At 32.5% G+C, this 18,369-nt stretch carries 19 protein-coding genes; 17 read left to right on the plus strand and 2 right to left on the minus strand.

Features of this window, described 5'->3' with window-relative positions; all coding sequences use genetic code 11:
• Window positions 1-41: 41 nt before the first annotated feature.
• The 5 genes from RWZ86_RS00125 to lepB (RWZ86_RS00145) are packed head-to-tail and all read left to right on the plus strand — an operon-like array spanning window position 42 to window position 4,114.
• Entirely contained in the window at window positions 42-653 is a 612-nt protein-coding gene (locus RWZ86_RS00125) for a DUF2140 family protein (RefSeq protein ID WP_314678963.1), read from the plus strand.
• A gap of 40 nt (window positions 654-693) precedes the next feature.
• Complete coding sequence (deoD, locus tag RWZ86_RS00130; RefSeq protein WP_227931301.1) at window positions 694-1,401, plus strand: purine-nucleoside phosphorylase; 708 nt, start codon at window positions 694-696, stop codon at window positions 1,399-1,401.
• 16 nt (window positions 1,402-1,417) lie between these two features.
• Window positions 1,418-2,875 carry a S41 family peptidase gene (locus tag RWZ86_RS00135; RefSeq protein WP_314678967.1) on the plus strand — a complete coding sequence of 486 codons (1,458 nt, stop codon included), beginning with the start codon at window positions 1,418-1,420 and terminating at the stop codon, window positions 2,873-2,875.
• A gap of 15 nt (window positions 2,876-2,890) precedes the next feature.
• Window positions 2,891-3,508, plus strand: a complete 618-nt coding sequence (gene lepB / locus RWZ86_RS00140; RefSeq protein ID WP_314678968.1) for a signal peptidase I — start codon at window positions 2,891-2,893, stop codon at window positions 3,506-3,508.
• Between the two features lie 15 nt (window positions 3,509-3,523).
• Window positions 3,524-4,114, plus strand: a complete 591-nt coding sequence (gene lepB / locus RWZ86_RS00145) for a signal peptidase I (protein ID WP_314678971.1) — start codon at window positions 3,524-3,526, stop codon at window positions 4,112-4,114.
• A gap of 516 nt (window positions 4,115-4,630) precedes the next feature.
• Here lepB (RWZ86_RS00145) and RWZ86_RS00150 read toward each other — a convergent pair.
• Window positions 4,631-6,003 (minus strand): IS3 family transposase gene (locus tag RWZ86_RS00150; protein ID WP_314678972.1). Its coding sequence is split into 2 segments (ribosomal slippage): window positions 4,631-5,562 and window positions 5,562-6,003, totalling 1,374 coding nucleotides; the frame shifts between segments, so codons are not numbered across the junction.
• Window positions 6,004-6,239: 236 nt separating this feature from the next.
• Here RWZ86_RS00150 and RWZ86_RS00155 point away from each other — a divergent pair.
• The 8 genes from RWZ86_RS00155 to RWZ86_RS00190 all read left to right on the plus strand — a co-directional run bounded on the left by RWZ86_RS00155 (window position 6,240) and on the right by RWZ86_RS00190 (window position 13,109).
• Complete coding sequence (locus RWZ86_RS00155) at window positions 6,240-7,223, plus strand: mannose/fructose/sorbose PTS transporter subunit IIA (protein ID WP_314678974.1); 984 nt, start codon at window positions 6,240-6,242, stop codon at window positions 7,221-7,223.
• 9 nt (window positions 7,224-7,232) lie between these two features.
• Entirely contained in the window at window positions 7,233-8,045 is an 813-nt protein-coding gene (locus RWZ86_RS00160) for a mannose/fructose/sorbose family PTS transporter subunit IIC (RefSeq protein ID WP_211228175.1), read from the plus strand.
• A 15-nt stretch (window positions 8,046-8,060) separates the two neighbouring features.
• A complete protein-coding gene (locus RWZ86_RS00165; RefSeq protein ID WP_314678976.1) occupies window positions 8,061-8,975 on the plus strand; it encodes a PTS system mannose/fructose/sorbose family transporter subunit IID in 915 nt (304 codons plus the stop codon).
• 100 nt (window positions 8,976-9,075) lie between these two features.
• Entirely contained in the window at window positions 9,076-9,438 is a 363-nt protein-coding gene (locus RWZ86_RS00170; RefSeq protein WP_314451385.1) for a DUF956 family protein, read from the plus strand.
• A gap of 291 nt (window positions 9,439-9,729) precedes the next feature.
• The gene (locus RWZ86_RS00175; RefSeq protein WP_314678978.1) at window positions 9,730-10,698 is read left to right on the plus strand and encodes an ATP-binding cassette domain-containing protein; all 969 of its coding nucleotides are present in this window, start codon (window positions 9,730-9,732) and stop codon (window positions 10,696-10,698) included.
• The gene (locus tag RWZ86_RS00180) at window positions 10,695-11,474 is read left to right on the plus strand and encodes a hypothetical protein (RefSeq protein ID WP_314678980.1); all 780 of its coding nucleotides are present in this window, start codon (window positions 10,695-10,697) and stop codon (window positions 11,472-11,474) included. Before RWZ86_RS00175 ends, RWZ86_RS00180 begins: the two co-directional genes overlap by 4 nt.
• A 1-nt stretch (window position 11,475) precedes the next feature.
• Complete coding sequence (locus tag RWZ86_RS00185; protein WP_314678981.1) at window positions 11,476-12,282, plus strand: ABC-2 family transporter protein; 807 nt, start codon at window positions 11,476-11,478, stop codon at window positions 12,280-12,282.
• A gap of 128 nt (window positions 12,283-12,410) precedes the next feature.
• Window positions 12,411-13,109, plus strand: a complete 699-nt coding sequence (locus RWZ86_RS00190; RefSeq protein WP_314678983.1) for an MgtC/SapB family protein — start codon at window positions 12,411-12,413, stop codon at window positions 13,107-13,109.
• Between the two features lie 37 nt (window positions 13,110-13,146).
• On the opposite strand, the gene RWZ86_RS00195 is transcribed toward RWZ86_RS00190, so the two are convergent.
• On the minus strand, window positions 13,147-13,404 hold the full coding sequence (locus tag RWZ86_RS00195) for a hypothetical protein (protein ID WP_314678985.1): 258 nt from the start codon (window positions 13,402-13,404) through the stop codon (window positions 13,147-13,149).
• Window positions 13,405-13,546: 142 nt separating this feature from the next.
• On the opposite strand from RWZ86_RS00195, the gene ylqF reads away from it, so the two are divergent.
• From ylqF to topA, 4 genes are all read left to right on the plus strand, one after another.
• The gene (gene ylqF, locus RWZ86_RS00200) at window positions 13,547-14,404 is read left to right on the plus strand and encodes a ribosome biogenesis GTPase YlqF (RefSeq protein WP_314678987.1); all 858 of its coding nucleotides are present in this window, start codon (window positions 13,547-13,549) and stop codon (window positions 14,402-14,404) included.
• A gap of 1 nt (window position 14,405) precedes the next feature.
• On the plus strand, window positions 14,406-15,179 hold the full coding sequence (locus RWZ86_RS00205) for a ribonuclease HII (protein WP_314678989.1): 774 nt from the start codon (window positions 14,406-14,408) through the stop codon (window positions 15,177-15,179).
• Window positions 15,180-15,249: 70 nt separating this feature from the next.
• Window positions 15,250-16,116: a DNA-processing protein DprA gene (gene dprA / locus RWZ86_RS00210; RefSeq protein ID WP_314678991.1), complete on the plus strand. Its 867-nt coding sequence runs from the start codon at window positions 15,250-15,252 to the stop codon at window positions 16,114-16,116.
• Window positions 16,117-16,222: 106 nt separating this feature from the next.
• The gene (gene topA, locus RWZ86_RS00215; protein WP_314678993.1) at window positions 16,223-18,292 is read left to right on the plus strand and encodes a type I DNA topoisomerase; all 2,070 of its coding nucleotides are present in this window, start codon (window positions 16,223-16,225) and stop codon (window positions 18,290-18,292) included.
• Window positions 18,293-18,369: the final 77 nt, after the last annotated feature.

Below are 18,369 nucleotides of genomic sequence, written 5' to 3' on the forward strand. Positions count from 1 at the left end.
TTTAGTATAATAACTTTCACAAAAATTAAAGAGGTGATAGAATGACACCATTAAGAAGAACTAAAAAGAAAAGGAATTATTGGAAAATTGCTTTTTTGGCCTTAATTGCAATCAATTTATTTGTAATTATTTCTACATTAATTCCTAGTCGATCTAAACATCAAGTTTCAACAACGCCAATTGTAGAGCAAGGAGAGAATTGGATGGAAGTCACATTAAGTAAAAATGAAATTCAAAATATTTTAGAAATTGTTTCCAAAAAAAATCAAGTAGAAAATCCAAGTTTTCCAAATTTTGTCATGAATGATTCTGTCATTCAAATTACAGGAGATGCTAATGCGTTAGGAGTAACCGTTCCTTATAAAATGACGACTGTACCTTATGTAACGGAAGAAGGAACTATTCAATTAAAAATACAATCTGTTCAATTAGGAGGATTCTCGTTGCCAGTATTTTTAGCTTTAGGAAGATTACAACAAATGGAATTTCCAGAATGGTTCCAATTAAATACTGAAAAACAGTATTTTCTATTAAATTTATCAGGAATCCATGAAGGAAGTACGATTAAAGCAAAAAAAATTAATTTAAAAACGAATGAATTTGTTTTTTCTATTTCAATTTCTAATGACAATATAGTAGAATATCTACAGTAAGAAAAAATTTAAAGTCTATAAGACAGTTAGGAGATTACACATGAGTGTACATATTAATGCAACAAAAGGACAAATCGCTGAGGTAGTATTAATGCCAGGAGACCCACTACGTGCTAAATACATTGCGGAACATTATTTAACAGATGTTGAACAATATAATAGTGTAAGAAATATGTTTGGATATACAGGTTTATATAAAGGACAACGCGTATCTGTTCAAGGTAGTGGAATGGGTATTCCGTCAATGATGATTTATGCTAATGAATTATATACTGAATTTGGTGTTGAAAAAATTATTCGTATTGGTTCAGCGGGTTCAATTCAAACAGATGTAAATGTTCGTGATATTGTTTTAGCGCAAGGAGCTACAACGGATTCATCTATTATTACAAATATTTTCCAAGGACAAGTTAATTTTGCACCTTTAGCATCATTTGAATTATTAGATAAAGCTTATCATTTAGCAAAAGAACGTGGAGCAACTGTACACGTAGGAAATATTTTATCTTCAGATCGTTTCTATAATGCTGAATTAAATAAACAAAAATTACAAGAATATGGTGTATTAGCCATTGAAATGGAAGCTGCTGGTTTATATGCATTAGCTGCACAACATAAGAAACAAGCTCTAGCAATTGTAACGATTAGCGACCATATTTTAACAGGTGAAGAAACTACTGCCGAAGAACGTGAAAAAACATTTAATGAAATGATGGAAATTGCTTTAGAAACAGTTCATAACGGTTAATGTGTAGGTAAAATAGATGGAAGAAAATCAAGAAAAAGTCGTTAAAACACCTAAAAAAGGAATTCGATTATGGGTTTTTATCGTTTCAATTATTGCTACAATGCTCATTTCAGTTTTTTTAACAGTTGCAATAGTGATTACTCAACTGCCAAAAGCGGATAATAATTTAGCACTTGGTGTATTTAAAAAGAATGAATTGTTTCAAATTGAAAAAGTATTTTATTATTTAAAACAAAATTATTTAGATAAAGATGTTACAAGTGAACAATTAATTCAAGGTGCTTTAAAAGGAATGGCTGAATCAGTTGGAGATCCTTATACCACTTATTTAGTAAATGATGAGACAGCCCAATTAGATGAAACCGTAAATGGCGCCTTTGGTGGGATTGGAGCTGAATTAAAATCAGATCAAAGCCGAGTAGTGATTAGTACAACAATGGAAGGAAGTCCTTCACAACAAGTAGGTCTTCAAGCGGATGATGTGATTACAAAAGTTAATGGCGAAGATATGACTGGTAAGACCATTTCTGAAGTTGTAAAAAAAGTTCGTGGAGAAGTTGGAACAGATGTTGTTTTAACCATTGAACGTGCTGGTACTTCTTTAGATGTTAAGCTAACTAGAGCTAGCATTGCGATTAATACCGTAAAAGCTGAATTAGATAAAGAAGATGCAACCATTGGTCATGTTCGTATTACTAGTTTTGCAAAAAATACAGCTGAAGAATTAGAAAAATCGGTGAAAGATTTGACAGATAAGGGTGCTAAAGCTTTTGTATTCGATGTACGATATAATCCTGGAGGACTTTTAGATCAAGCATATAAAGTTGCGAATATGTTCTTAAAAGATGGTGAACCAATCGTTCAAGTAGAAGATAGATTTGGAGAGAAAAAAATCTATAAAGCTTCTTCATCCATTGGTGAATTTAAAATTACTCAGCCATATATTCTTCTAGTAAATGAAGGTAGTGCAAGTGCTTCTGAAATTTTAGCTGCAGCAATTAAAGAAGGTGCTGGAGGTCAAATTGTAGGTACAAAAACTTATGGTAAAGGTACTGTACAAAGTGTCGTCGATATTACTGATAATAGTGAGTTAAAATATACGAATGCTAAATGGTTAACTCCAAAGGGAAATTGGATTCATAAAGAAGGGGTCACTCCAACGAAAGAAGTGAATTTACCAGATTACGCATTCTTAAAAATTATTGATGCGAAAGAAACATTAAAAGTAGGCTCAGTTTCACAAAATGTACTTTCTGCCGAAACAATTCTAAAAGGATTAGGATATTCTGTTACTGTAGACGGCTATTTTGATGAAGGTACAAAAGATGCAGTAAAATCTTATCAACAAAAAGAAGGATTAACTGCAACAGGAGAAGTGGATGAAGAGACTGCTCAAAATTTAATGGATAGTGTTAGAGCATTAATTCAACAAAATGATACACAGTATCAAGCAGCAAAAGAATTACTAAAATAGAATGGAGGTTTTTAAATGGAAGAAGTTAGTTCATTTATTCCTCGTAATATGCGTAAAAGAAAACTTCCTAAGCGAACAATATGGGAAGAATTACTCAGTTGGTTAGCCTCCTTTGCAGTATCAGTTGCGATATTAGCATTATTATTTGTCTTTGTAGGAAAACCATTCACGGTAAGTGGTCAATCGATGTATCCTACACTACATAATTCAGATCGCATGTTTATGTCAAAATTAGGAGATATTCATCGTTTTGATGTTGTTGTGTTACATGCTCCGGATCAAGATAAAGAGTATATTAAACGAGTAATCGGGATGCCTGGAGATACAATTGAGATAAAAGAAGGTAAATTATATATAAATGGTCAAGTAGTCGAACAACCTTTTATTAATAAAGAAATACTGGTAAACAAAACAGTTTATATTGATGATTTTACTTTAGAAGCTTTAACAGGTGAAACGACTGTACCAGAAGGAAAATATTTTGTAATGGGAGATAATCGTGGGGTTTCAAGAGACAGTCGCTTGATTGGATTTATTGATCGATCTGCGATTGAAGGAAAAGCAGTCTTTACGATTTGGCCGTTGAATCGCATTGGTGGTCAAAAAGATTATTCTTATTTATATTCTGAATGATAAGGAGAGATTCGAATGAGTTATGAAGATGAATATGAATACAAGCCCTCGATTTTGTCTATTATCTGGTCTTGGATTTGGTCATTTATAGTAGCATTCATCATTGTTGGGGGAGTGTATTTTTTCCTTGGTAGACCTTTCACAGTAAGTGGTGCTTCAATGTATCCAACATTGCATAATGGTGATCGAATGGTACTTTCTAAAGTTGGAAATATTCATCGATTTGATGTTGTTATTCTAAAGGCACCGGATGAAAATGTTGAGTATATTAAACGTGTTATTGGGATGCCTGGAGATACAATTGAGATGAAGAGTGGTGTACTTTATATTAACGGAAAAAAAGTAGAGCAACCATTTATTAATACTGAAGCATTGGCAAAACAGACGGTATTTATGGATGATTTCACTTTAGAGAGTCTAACTGGTGAATCAAAAGTACCTGAAGGGAAGTATTTTGTTTTAGGGGATAATCGTGGTGTTTCTAAAGATAGTCGAATGATTGGGTTTATTGATCGTTCAGCGATTGAAGGAAAAGCAGTATTTACAATTTGGCCATTTGGTCGAATTGGAGGACAAAAAGATTACGGTTATTTATATTCGGAATAAGAAAAAACTTGAAATAGACTTCTTTGAAGTAGCTAGGACGCTAGCAGCCACCTAACGGTGTCTCATAGCTAAAAATTGAGCCTTGGTCTCAATTTTTCCTGTACTATAATCCATGAAGGATTATAGTACTTCAGCTACTTCTAGAAGTCTTTTCTGCATAAATGGATATCATACATTAATAAATTTTGACTTTTCAAAAAGTCATTTCTATTTGACGTAAGGATATGAGAATTCGTTTATAACATAGGATATCTTTAAAGTAGCCAGGACGCTAGCAGTCACCTTTCGGTGTCTCATAATTCTTTCAGCTACTGCTAGGAGTTATTTCTTTCCCAATTTATAAATTCATATTTATGCAAAGAAAAACTGGATTTTGAAGTGACCCCAAAAAGTTAGACTTTTTTTGAGACGACATAAGTCGTCTCTTTTTGATTCATAAAATGTATGAATAACCCCCTAGGGGGTTCGCGCCAAATTTTTTGGCGCATTTTTTCTTAGCTCAAATAGATTTACTAGTTAAGCAATACGAGCAGAGTTTGAATGAGTTATTCTGTAATTTACAGGACTTAGCCCATTCAGTTTAATTTTTATACGTTTGTTGTTGTAATAATCAATATAATCAATATAATCAATAATAGCTTTCTCTAATTCCTCAAGAGACTTAAATTCTTTTTCAAATCCATAAAACATTTCTGATTTCAAAATACCAAAGAAAGATTCCATCATACCATTATCTGTACTATTTCCCTTCCGTAACATAGATGGTAGTATACCTTTACTCTCTAAAAATTGATGATAAGAATCATGTTGGTATTGCCAACCTTGGTCACTATGGAGAATTGTGTTCTCGTACTTCTCATCTGTAAATGCCTCATTTAACATTGTCTTTACTTGTAGTAAGTTAGGTGAGCGTGAAAGATTGTACGCAATAATTTCACTGTTAAATCCATCTAAAACCGGTGATAAATATAGTTTCTGTTCGCTACTCGGAATGGAAAACTCAGTTACATCTGTGTAACATTTTTCCATTGGCTTAGTCCCTTCAAAATCACGTTGAATCAGATTATCTGATCTCTTACCAACATCTCCTTTGTGCGAATAATACTTGAGTTTACGACGAATACGAGCAATTAAACCAAGAACTTTCATTAAGCGTTGTACCTTCTTATGATTCACTTTTAATCCACGATTTCTCAATTCTAAATGAATTCTACGGTAACCATAGTTTCCCTTATGTTCGGTGAAAATTTCTTGTATTTCATCTTTAATCTGTTGATCCTTATCTGGTTGGTTCATTTGTTTTAAATGGTAATAGTACGTTGAACGAGCTAATTTAATTACTTTAAGAAGAATATCCAACGCAAATTCATTGATTAATTCTTGAACAATTTCAGTTTTTCTTCTTTCTCTTTTTCCTCCTTCAATCGGAGTTCTCTCAACTTTTTTAGAATTGCATTCTCCGCTCTTAAGTATTCATTCTCTAGTTGAAGACGTTCTAATTCTGTCATTTCTTCTAATTTTTTCTTTGGCTTACGTCCCATTGGATTTGGTCTCCCTCTTGTTTTCTCAACAATAGTATACCCATTTTTCTTATATTGTGCTAGCCAATTCGAAAGTAAGCCACGATTCGGAAGAGCATAATCAATAGATACACTTAATTGTGAACGCCCTTCTAAAAGAACTTTATCAATTATTTCCTGCTTTAATTCTAGCGAATAGTAACGATTTTTTTCTTTTTTAACAATTTCTATTCCATATCGATCGATCAATCGTACTAAGTATTCAATATTAGCAACGTTGATATCGTATTTCTTTGAAAGATTCTTTAAGCTTTCACCTTGTTTTCTTAATTGATAGATTTCTATTTTATCTTCATAAGTTAATTTCATAAAAAAACACCCCAAAAGTTAGATTTTCATGTCTAACTTTTGGGGTGCAGTACATTTTCGATATCCAGTTTTTCTTTTTTATGACAAATTTCCAATAAAAGATGAGATATTCTATATAATTAGTTAAAGGCATTTCTATTTATGAAATGTTTTCTTTTACAAAAACAAAATTAAATGTTAAACTTCAAATGGTGCATAAAAGGATGCATTAATATAGATTTATAGGAGGAAATCATATGGTTGGAATTATTATTGCAAGCCATGGTGAATTTGCTGCTGGTATTAAGCAATCTGGTTCAATGATTTTTGGAGAACAAGAAAAAGTTGAATCTGTTGTATTTATGCCAAGCGAAGGACCAGATGATTTGCAAAGAAAATTGCAAGAAGCCATTGCGAAAGTTGATTCAGAAGAAATTTTATTCTTAGTCGATTTATGGGGCGGTAGTCCATTCAATCAAGCAAATAAATTGTTTGAAGAAGCTCCAGAACATCGTGCGATTGTTGCTGGATTAAACTTACCAATGTTAATTGAAGCGTATGCGAGTCGTTTCTCAATGAATACAGCTCACGAAATTGCGCAAGCGATTGCTCCAACTGCAATTGAAGGTGTGAAAGTTCGCCCTGAAGAATTGCAAAAGAAAGAAGAAGTAGCCGAAGAACAAACGGTTGCACCTAAAGGAGCTATTCCAGAAGGAACAGTTTTAGGGGATGGCAAAATTAAGTTTGTATTAGCTCGTATTGATACTCGTTTACTTCACGGACAAGTTGCGACAAACTGGACTAAAGCAACAAATCCAAACCGTATTATCGTTGTATCTGATTCAGTATCAAAAGACGATTTACGTAAAAAATTAATTGAACAAGCAGCTCCTCCAGGAGTTCGTGCTCATGTTATCCCATTGGATAAATTAGTTCAAGTTTATAACGACCCACGTTTTGGCGATACAAAAGCATTATTATTATTTGAAAACCCACAAGATGCTTTAGCAGTAATTGAAAAAGGTGTAGAAATTCCAGAATTAAATATTGGTTCTATGGCTCATTCAGTTGGTAAAGTTCAAATTAATAATGTATTATCTGTTGACCAAGCAGATGTTGATACGTATAAGAAATTACGTGATTTAGGCGTGAAATTCGATGTTAGAAAAGTATCAGGAGATTCTCCTTCTGATTTATTCAAATTAATCGCTGCAAAAGCAGGCGAAGGATTAAACATTTAATAGGAGGTCATTATGGATTTTAATATTGTAGCAATTATTGCAGTCCTAGTTGTTGCCTTTTTAGCTGGTATGGAAAGTATTTTAGACCAATTCCAATTCCATCAACCAATTATTGCATGTTCATTAATTGGATTAGCAACAGGACATTTATCTGAATGTATTATTTTAGGTGGAGCTTTACAATTATTAGCTTTAGGTTGGGCTAATATCGGTGCAGCGGTTGCTCCCGATGCAGCGTTAGCTTCAGTAGCATCTGCCATTATTTATGTAAAAGCTGGTGACTTCTCTACAGATGGTCGTAATATCGCGATTGCAGCAGCTATCACTTTAGCAACTGTTGGTTTAGTAACAACTATGATTGTTCGTACTTTATCAGTTGTTCTTGTTCACCAAGCTGATAGAGCAGCAGAACAAGGGAACTTCCGTGGTGTTGAATTTTGGCACTATGTAGCATTAGCTACACAAGGGTTACGTATCGCAATTCCTGCAGGAGCTTTATTATTCATCCCTTCATCAGCAGTACAAGCTGCTTTAGGTTCATTACCAGCATGGTTTACTGGTGGTATGACAGTAGGTGGGGGAATGGTAGTAGCCGTTGGTTATGCAATGGTTATTAACTTAATGGCAACTAAAGAAGTATGGCCATTCTTCTTCTTAGGTTTTGCGTTAGCACCAATTAAAGAATTAACATTAATTGCAACTGGTATTATCGGTTTAGCAATTGCTGTTATTTACTTAAACTTACAAAAAAATAACTCAGGTGGTTCAGGATCAAACTCTGGTTCAGGAGACCCACTTGGCGATATTTTAAATGATTACTAGAATGGAGGAACAGATATGTCAGAGAAAAAAGTTTCATTAACGAAAAGTGATCGTATTAGCGTTATGTTACGTTCTCAGTTCCTTCAAGGTTCATGGAACTATGAGCGTATGCAAAATGGTGGTTGGGCATTCTCATTAATCCCAGCACTTAAAAAATTATATCCTAACAAAGAAGAAGCAAGTGATGCTTTAAAACGTCACTTAGAGTTCTTTAATACTCACCCATATATTGCTGCTCCAATTCTTGGGGTAACATTAGCTCTTGAAGAAGAGAAAGCAAACGGAGCAGATATCGATGATGCTGCTATTCAAGGGGTTAAAGTTGGTATGATGGGACCTTTAGCAGGTATTGGGGATCCAGTATTCTGGTTTACAGTTCGTCCAATTATTGGAGCAATTGCTGCTTCATTAGCAACAGGCGGTTCATTAATTGCACCATTATTCTTCTTTATTGCTTGGAACTTAATCCGTATCGGTTTCTTATGGTATACACAAGAAGTTGGATATCAAAAGGGTTCTGAAATTACAAGTGACTTATCAGGTGGTATTTTACAAACTATCACTAAAGGTGCTTCGATCTTAGGGATGTTCGTAATGGGGATTTTAGTTCAACGTTGGACTTCTATTAACTTCCCATTAGTTGTTGCTCGTGCTAAATTATCTGAAGGAGCATACATTCAATTCCCAGATGGAGCTGTTGATGGTTCAACATTACAAAAAATCTTATCTGCATTAGCAGGTGGTACTTCATTAACTCCTGAAAAAGTTACAACATTACAAGATAACTTAAACCAATTAATTCCAGGTTTTGCTGCTTTATTATTAACATTCGCATGTATGTGGTTATTAAAACGTAAAGTAAGTCCAATTTTAATTATCTTTGCATTATTTGCACTAGGTATTCTTGGTCGTGTAACAGGAATTATGTAATTAAGATATAATTTTGAGATGAACAGATTTAAAAGTCTGTTCATCTTTTTTTGTTTTATGATAGAATAGAGCTATCAGTTTAATGAATAAGGAGAAAGTTATGGCACAGTCTTTAAATACAAAAGTTATTTTTACAACGAAAGCCAATGTATTTGTTGGTTGGATTGGAAATAAACACGGCGATATTCTTGTTGGTGATAGAGCGTTTGAGTTTTATAATGAAAAAAATCCGGAAGATTATATTCAAATTCCTTGGAATGAAATCGATAAAGTACGTGCTCAATTGTTCTTCAAGGATCGTTATATTCGTGGGTTCTTTATAGATACGAAATCTGCAGGTTCATTTAATTTTGTGGTGAAAAATGCAGGGAAATGTTTAAAAGAAATGCGTACATTTGTTGGAGAAGAAAACATTGTACGTAGTAAACCATTGTTTACGATGAGGAATTTCTTCAAAAAATGATTATTTTTTTATTGACTTTCCTTTGCGTTGCTTGGGACGCCAGCAGCTTCGCTTTGCGAATCTCATGGCTAAAAATCGAGCCTAGGTCTCGATTTTTCCCATAATATAAGCCAAATTTGGCTTATATTACCTTAGCAACAGCGAAAAGTCATTGGGCTTGGAGCATGGACTGTCTGTAGTTTATGATGGAATATAATGATTTTTATCATTACTACTATGAGAAGTCATTGGTGGTGTGGGCATGGAGTGTCTGTACGGATAAAATTTTATTTATGATATATGGAGAAGAGTATGATTCGTTTTGAAAATGTATCTAAAGAATATATAGATTCAGATATACAATTAAAAAAGTCTTTTAAAGAAAAAATATTTACCAAAAAAGCAAAGAAAACAGTTATTCAAGATTTAAATTTAGAAATTAATGAAGGAGAAATCGTTGGTTATATTGGTGAGAATGGTGCTGGAAAATCTACGACAATAAAGATGTTGTTAGGAATTATCCCTGCAGATTCTGGTAACGTAACAGTTTTTGAAAAAGATTCGTTCAAGAATCGTCGAAAAAATGCTTCTGAAATTGGAGTTATGTTTGGACAGAAATCTCATCTATGGTGGGATTTACCTCTGTTAGATTCTTTCAAGTTTTTACAAAAAATTTATTCTAAAGCATCTGCTGAAGATGATAAATGGTTAGAATGGTTAATCAACGAATTAGAAGTAAAAGCCTATATAAATCAACCTGTTCGAGAACTTTCTTTAGGACAACGTATGCGTGGAGAATTTATTTGTGCTTTGCTTCATTCTCCTAAGTTAGTTATTTTAGATGAACCTACAATTGGTATTGATGTTCAAACAAAACAAAAAATGATGGAAATTATTTTAAAAGTTAATGAGCAAAAAAATATGACTTTCATGATTACCAGTCATGATTTTCAAGAGATTGAGAAAGTTTGTCAAAGAATTATTATTCTGAATAAAGGTATCAATGCATATCAAGGAAGTATTGAAGAGTTTAAAAATCAATATTCTTATTTGAAAAAAGTGATAGTTTATCACGAACAAGGTCAGCATGAATTGATAGAGAATTCAACTATAAAAATATTAGCAAAGAATATTTTTTCTACTGAATATTTTTTTGATACTCGTGAAATTTCAGAAGAATTAGCTATTGAATTTATTCAAAATAATTATCATCGTGATAATTTAGAAGTTGTTCATTTAAGTTTATCAGAATTAATGACGGTAAAGAGGGTGTTAGAATGAAAGGTTTAATAGCATACACACTTTACCAGTTTAAGTCTAATAAAAAATATCGCATGAATAATGTTATGACGATTATGAGTACATTTATTGCTATTGTTATTCAGTATTATATTTGGACATATGTTGAAAAAACAAATGGTATGAATACACAACAAATTATTATTTATTCTATGTTTGCCTTAACATTATCGTCTTTATTACCTTTGTTTTCTTCAGCCGATTTTATGAATCATATTATTTTAAAAGGAACAATAGCTAATTATTTACAGCGTCCACAAATGCTGTTTTTAGTCAATTCTTCTATTCAAATTGGAAATAGTGTTTATAAGATGATTTATCGAATTATTCCTATCTGGGTTATTTATGTTATTTTTTTCAAAATAAATCTCATGACTGTAAATAGTGTTCTTTTGTTGGCTTTACTATCTTTATGTTTAAGTTGGATACTTTCATTAATTGTTGGTCATATTATAGGATTACTTTCTCCGTATTTAATTAGTATAAATGGAACTAAAAGTTTAATTTCAGGCTTAATTTTATTACTTGGAGGGGGAGTTTTACCGATAGATATTTATCCTGAACCTTTAAAATTTATTGTATTAAAATTGCCTTTTGTTGCATTACAATATTTTCCAAGTGCAATATTAAGTGGAAGTCAATTGTTTTCCTATAAAATTGCACTTTTAATTCAATTATGTTGGATTCTTTTCTTTCTCTTAGTTTTATTCATTTTACAAAAAAGAGTCTATTCAAAACTAGAAATTATGGGAGGGTAACATGATGATTCGTTCGTTAAAATTTTATAGAAAAATTTATACTGAATTTGTAAGAATGGATATCAAACGAATAATGATGTATCCTATTGATTTTGTTTTAGGAAATATGGGCTTTTTTCTAGAAACCATTTCAACCTCATTTGTTCTTTATATAATAGTAATGAATACTGGATTTTTAGGTGAGTTTAGTGGATACGAAGTGTTATTTTTTTATTCTTACTTGATGTTAGTAAATGCGTTATGGGAAATATTTTTTGTAACTGTACTTGAAATTCCATATATGATTCAAAGTGGAGAGTTAGATATTTTCTTAGTAAGGCCCTTAAATATATTATTTCAATTTATTATTTTTCAACTAGATGAAGAATCTGTATTTGAAACGGTAGTGGCTTTATTGTTATTAATAGGATCAATCACTCAATTATCAGGATTATGGACAGGTATCTTCTTTATTAAACTATTTTTCTTTATCCTTTCTTCTATTTTTGTTAGATATGCTATTTATTTATTCTTAAGTACTACTGCATTTTGGTGGGTATCAAATGATGGGCTGAAAAGTATTTTTTGGGAAGTTTCTCAACTTGGAAATTATCCAATTTCAATCTATCCTCAATGGTTAAAAGCTGTATTAATGATTATACCATTTAGTTTTATAGGATATTTTCCTGTACATGAGTTATTACTGAGTACTAATCGATTTACTCTAGAAACATTAATCAATTTTAGTTCTGGGTGGATTATTTTTTATTTAGTTTATCAATTCTTCTGGAAACAAGGGCTAAAGAAATATCAAAGTATTGGTGGTTAAATTAATAAAACATAAACTTAAAATATTATATTATCCACAGCATTCAGCTTGACTTTTTCTTGTAAAAATTATACGATTATAAGCATTCTACAGGAACGTTATCATGAAGAATGGAAAGGAGAAGTTAAATGAATCAAATATTTTTACATCAATTTGATGCTTTGTTAGAAATACGACATTTTTTATCCATTATTCTTGCATGCTTATGCGGATGGGCGATTGGATATGAGCGTAAGTCTAGAAATAAACAAGCGGGGGTAAAAACCCATGTAATTGTTGCATTAGCTTCTGCTTTAATGATGATTGTTTCAAAAGAAGCATTTTGGGAAACGCCAGATGCAGCAGATACAACACGTGTTGCAGCTCAAATCGTTAGTGGTATCAGTTTTATCGGTGGTGGTATTATCTACATGCGTGATATGCGTGTTAGTGGTGTTACGACAGCTGCTGGTTTATGGGCAACTTCGGGAATTGGAATGGCTATTGGCGGAGGATTTTGGTTCTTTGGTAGTGTGTGTTGTGCAGTTGTAGTAATTGTTCAATTATTGACACATCGTAAACTCAGTGTTCATAGAAAAATGTATCAATTAAATATTACTGGGATGATTAGTCATTTGAATGTTATTCACGATATTCATCATCATTGTAATTTAAAGCAGTATCAAGCTGCAAATGTTGAAGTGAAGAAAATTCCTGAAGGATATGAGTTATATATTCAAATTGATAACGATGCTCGTGTTTTTGTTCAAGATTTTAAAAAGACAATTCAAGAAAAGGGTATTGATTTTAAAATTAAGAAAGTGAAATTTAAAGCCTCAATAGGATAATTAATTAGGATGCCTTGAAGGAGTATGATAGCTCTCTTCAAGGCTTTTTCTTCAAATAAAAGTAAAGCAATAAGTCTAACACTTTGGTAATCATCCATAAAATAATCGCATAATAAAAGAAATAGAAGAAATATGAAATACTAACTATGATTCCTAATAAAACAAAAATAACAATAGATAATACCCAAAATAATTTTAAGTATAATAATATTTTCTCACGGATAAAAAATTCTTCATTACTTAATGTGGATTGAGGGCCATCAAATTTATCGATTAGTTGTATCAATTTTTTCATATATTTCTTCCTTTCATCATAAAAATAATATTGTGATTATACACTAAAAGTTAGTCTGTGACTATGAATAATTTTGAAATAAAAAGGGAGTATGTTAAAATAGTTCAGAATAAAGTACAAGTAGTAAGAAAGGATGAAACGAATGGCAACGATACAATGGTATCCTGGACATATGGCTAAAGCTAAAAGAGAAGCCATTGAAAAAATAAAATTAGTAGATGTTGTAATCGAATTAGTGGATGCACGTATTCCAGAATCAAGTCGTAATCCAATTGTAAATGAGATTAAAGGACAGAAGAAACAATTAATGCTATTGAATAAGACGGATTTAGCAGATCCAATTCATACAAAGAAATGGATGAACTATTACCAAGAAGAAGGCATTGAAGTTTTAACAGTTGAAGCTAAAGATGGTAAAGGATTGAATCAAGTAAAAGCAGCGATTAAATCATTAATGGCAGAAGAATTTGAAAAATTAGCAGCAAAAGGCGTACGTCCTCGTCCGATTCGTTTAATGGTATTAGGGATTCCAAATGTTGGAAAATCGACCTTTATTAATCGTATGATTCAAAAGAATCAAGCTGAAACAGCGAATCGTCCAGGAGTTACAAAAGGACAACGTTGGTTAAAAATCGGTAATGATTTTGAATTATTGGATACGCCTGGTATTTTATGGCCAAAATTTGATAATCAAGAGATTGGAAATAAATTAGCAGTAACTGGTGCTATTAAAGATTCTTTATTACATATGGATGATGTAGCGTTATTTGCGATTAATATTTTTAGAACCTACTATACAGATGCTCTAAGAAAGCCTTATGGATTGAGTGAAGCTGATTTAGAATTATCAGATGTGGATTTATTATTACTCATTACGAAAAAGTTAGGATTCAAAGATGATTACGAACGTGCGAGTGAGCGTATTATTTTTGATATTCGTGGTGGTAAATTAGGTCGATATACATTAGATACTGCACCAATTAGTTTGGAAGGTGTATAAAATGACTGAAAAATATACGATTAGTCACATTAAAGAATTACTAAGTTCTATTCATTCGATGGAAGATCCCATGTTTCAACAATTGAGTTTAGATATGAGAAAAGGAGTGCAAACAGCTCTCAAATCATGTCAAAAACGGATTGAAAAAGAACAAAAACGTGCAGAACATTTTATTGAAATGCAATATTATGAGCGTTTAGCATACAAAGAAGGAGCTAGTTTTATTGCTGGTGTAGATGAAGTGGGGCGTGGTCCATTAGCAGGGCCTGTTGTAGCTGCAGCAGTTATTTTACCGAAAAATATTGAAGATTTAGGGTTTGATGATTCTAAAAAATTATCAGCTTCTAAACGTGAAGAAATTTATCGACTCATTCAAGAAAAAGCGATTGCGATTGGAATCGGAATTGTGGATGCAGATATTATTGACCAAGTGAACATTTACCAAGCCAGTCGTTTAGCGATGCAACAAGCAGTCAGTGAATTAAAGATTCAACCGGATTATTTATTAATTGATGCAATGAAAATTGATGTGAATACACCGCAAATTGGCATTATTAAAGGTGATACGAAGAGTATATCAATTGCAGCAGCAAGCATTGTTGCCAAGCAAGTGCGTGATCAAATGATGCAAGAATTTGATGAATTATATCCTGGCTATGATTTTTCTAATAATGCGGGGTATGGAACTCCAAAACACTTGGAAGGATTAAAAACACAAGGAATTTGTCCAATTCATCGTAAAACTTTTGCTCCAATTAAAGATTATTTAGAATAAAAAATATTTTTAGCCTTTTTTTTCGTATATAACAAGTAGAGATGTTATTTCGAGAAAGAAGGTTATTTTTATGGAATGGACAAGGCGCACATTAATGATTGCTCTTGCAATGAGAGATAAGGGAAGCAGTCAACAAAGATGGGAATTGTATCAACGCTTATGTCAAAATGAATGGACAGAAGGGAAATTTACACTAGAAGCGATTCATCAGGAATTAAGTTTAGAAGAGATTGATTGGTTAAGAAATACCGATTTTGCCAGTTTGGAGTTAAAGTATCGGAAAGAAGGAATTCATTTTTTGATGTACGAAGATGCGTTGTATCCTAAACGTTTAAAAGAAATTTATTTACCACCAGTTGTGTTATTTTATAAAGGACGACTGGAGTTATTTAATCGTTTATCGGTAGGAATTGTTGGAACAAGAAATCATACTCCATATAGCAAAGAAGCACTAGAATATTTACTACCGGATATCCTTGAAAGAAAAGTATCAATTATTAGTGGACTAGCTAGAGGCGTAGATAGTTTAGCACACCAACTTACATTAGATTTAAAAGGAGAAACGATTGCGGTTATTGGAAATGGGATTAATGTTTCCTATCCGAAGGAGAATAAAGCTTTGTATGATGCAATTGGGAGAAAAGGGCTGATACTGTCAGAATATCCATTAGATAGTCCACCTTTAAAATTTCATTTTCCTTATCGAAATCGAATTATCGCAGGATTAAGTCATGGATTATGTGTAATCGAAGCTAAATTGCATAGTGGAAGTTTAATTACCGCTAATGTAGCTTTAAGTGAAAATCGCCAAGTGTTTGCACTACCAGGAAGCATAACGAGTGAATATTCTAAAGGGACGAATGAACTGATTACAGCTGGAGCATTTCCGATAAGAAATGCGAATGATATTTTAGAATCTCTTCATTATTTCCCATAAAATTCTTAATCATTTAGTTTTTTGATTTGACAAACAAACTTTCGTTCGCTATGATGAATAACGATTATTGAAAACAAGCATATACTTCTGTGAAGGGAGTTTCGATATGGTTAAGAAAAACTTGGTGATCGTCGAATCACCAACAAAAGCGAAAACAATTGAAAGATATTTAGGAAAAAATTTTAAAGTAGTGGCTAGTAAAGGTCACTTACGTGATTTACCAAAAAGTAAAATGGGAATCGATATCGAGAATAATTATGAACCTCATTATATTTCTATTCGTGGTAAAGGGGATTTAATTAAATCTTTGAAAAAAGAAGCGAGTAAAGCCGATGCTGTTTACCTTGCAAGTGACCCGGATAGAGAAGGGGAAGCTATTTCATGGCATTTAGCGCATTTATTAGGATTAGATACAACTAAACCGATTCGTGTTGAGTTTAATGAGATTACAAAGGATGCTGTAAAAGAAGCCTTTAAAAATCCAAGAAACTTAGATATGGATTTAGTCGATGCACAACAAGCGCGTCGTATTTTAGACCGCTTAGTAGGATATACGATTTCTCCAATTTTATGGAAAAAAGTGAAAAAAGGTTTAAGTGCAGGTCGTGTACAAAGTATTGCTGTAAAATTAATTATAGATCGAGAAAGAGAAATTCAATCATTTGTTCCAGAAGAATATTGGACATTGGATGCGACTTTCCAAAAATCAACAAAGAAATTTTTAGCTAGTTATTATGGAACAAGTGCTGAAAAAGTTGAATTAAAATCTCAAGATGAAGTGAATCAAGTTTTAAAACAAATTGATGAGAAATTACCATTTACTGTTCAAAAAGTAACGAAAAAAGAAAGAAGAAGAAATCCTGCTGCACCATTTACAACAAGTAGCTTGCAACAAGATGCCTCCAATAAATTAAACTTTAGAACTCGTAAAACAATGATGGTCGCTCAACAATTATATGAAGGTGTATCATTAGGAAGACAAGGTTCAGTCGGTTTAATTACGTATATGCGTACCGACTCAACTCGTGTTTCTCAAACTGCTAAAGATGAAGTAAAATCTTATATTTTATCTGAATATGGTAGTGAGTATTCAAATTCAACACGTTCCACAAAAGTTTCTGAAGGAGCTCAAGATGCCCATGAAGCGATTCGTCCTTCATCTGTTATGAGAACTCCTGATTCTATTGCATCTTATTTAACAAAAGACCAATTAAAACTATATACATTAATTTGGTCTAGATTTGTCGCAAGTCAAATGTCTGCAGCGATTTATGATACGGTTCAAGTTGAGTTAGAGCAAAATCAACAAGTATTTAAAGCAAATGGTTCTACTATTAAATTTGCTGGATATCAAAAAGTATATCAAGATAATTCGGATTCAAAAAAATCAAATGTTTTACCTGAATTAGTTGAGGGAGATACGGTATCTGTACAAAAACTAGATCCAGAGCAACACTTTACTCAACCACCTGCTAGATATTCTGAAGCAACTTTAATTAAAACATTAGAAGAAATTGGAGTGGGTCGTCCTTCGACTTATGCTCCAACCATTGAAACGATTCAAAAACGTTATTATGTTAAATTAGTAGCGAAACGTTTTGAACCAACTGAATTGGGAGAAATCGTTCATCAAATGATTAATAATTATTTCCCGAATATTGTAGATACTCATTTTACTGCTGAAATGGAATCTGAATTAGACCAAATTGAAGCAGGAAAACAAGAGTGGGTTCAAGTAATTGATCGATTCTATCAACCGTTTAAAGCTGAAGTGGATAAAGCGGAAATTCAAATTGAGAAAGTCCAAATTAAAGATGAACCTGCTGGATTTAACTGTGAAGTTTGTGGTAGTCCAATGGTCATTAAATTAGGACGTTTTGGAAAGTTCTATGCATGTAGTAATTTCCCTGATTGTCGTCATACTGCAGCAATTGTCAAAGAAATCGGTGTAACTTGTCCTCATTGTCAACAAGGGCATGTCATTGAGAGAAAATCGAAGAAGAATCGTTTATTCTATGGTTGTGACCGTTATCCTGAATGCGAATTTGTCTCATGGGATAAACCTGTAGGAAGAGAATGTCCGAAATGTTCTCACTATCTTGTAGAGAAAAAAGTGAAAAGTGGCAAACAAATTGTATGTAGCCATTGTGATTATAAAGAGGAAATTCAAAAATAATGATAGAAAGAAGCCGAAAGGCTTCTTTTTTTTGGTTTTATAGAAAAAAAGGAAATTTCTTTTGTAGTGAAAATTGT

The organism is uncultured Granulicatella sp., from assembly GCF_963545075.1.
Lineage (GTDB): Bacteria > Bacillota > Bacilli > Lactobacillales > Aerococcaceae > Granulicatella.